The sequence below is a fragment of the Microbacterium sp. P5_E9 genome (assembly GCF_054049175.1).
In genome coordinates this window covers 1-612 of record NZ_JBFUMV010000090.1, presented here as the reverse complement: position 1 = coordinate 612, position 612 = coordinate 1, and the positions used below count along the sequence as shown (strand labels likewise).

Sequence of the window (612 nt, the reverse complement as noted above, 5' to 3'; positions counted from 1 at the left end):
CGTTGGGACCACCCGAGTCTTGCTCACGGTCCAACCCTACGGGGCCCGTCTCGAGCCCCACCATGGGAGCGCCGGTCAACGACCAGCGTCTAGCTTCCGGGATCCCTTGGTTCAGCGGGATGGGTTGTCTCTTCCGCCTGGGCTGCGAGGCCGCGCACGATCGCCTGCAGTTCTGTACGCAGTGTGTCGGTGTCGACGTCCGCGTTTGCCAGGACTGAGCGCTCCAGGTCGCGTGCTTCTTCGCGTGCGGACGTCCCGGCCGCGGTGATGGACACGACCTGGCTGCGGCGGTCGGACTGGCTGCGCTGGCGAACGACGTACCCGTACGCCTCGAGGCGCATGAGGGTCTTGCCGATAGTCTGGGCCTGCACCCGGACGATCTGCGCAAGTGAAGACGCAGTGTGTCGGTGTCGACGTCCGCGTTTGCCAGGACTGAGCGCTCCAGGTCGCGTGCTTCTTCGCGTGCGGACGTCCCGGCCGCGGTGATGGACACGACCTGGCTGCGGCGGTCGGACTGGCTGCGCTGGCGAACGACGTACCCGTACGCCTCGAGGCGCATGAGGGTCTTGCCGATAGTCTGGGCCTGCACCCGGACGATCTGCGCAAGTGAAG

The 612-nt window shown here is 67.2% G+C and carries 1 protein-coding gene; it reads right to left on the bottom strand.

Annotated features, from left to right (window positions below; all coding sequences use genetic code 11):
- Positions 1–89 precede the first annotated feature (89 nt).
- Entirely contained in the window at positions 90–371 is a 282-nt protein-coding gene (locus ACXJ3V_RS20380; protein ID WP_457102177.1) for a winged helix DNA-binding protein, read from the bottom strand.
- Positions 372–612: the final 241 nt, after the last annotated feature.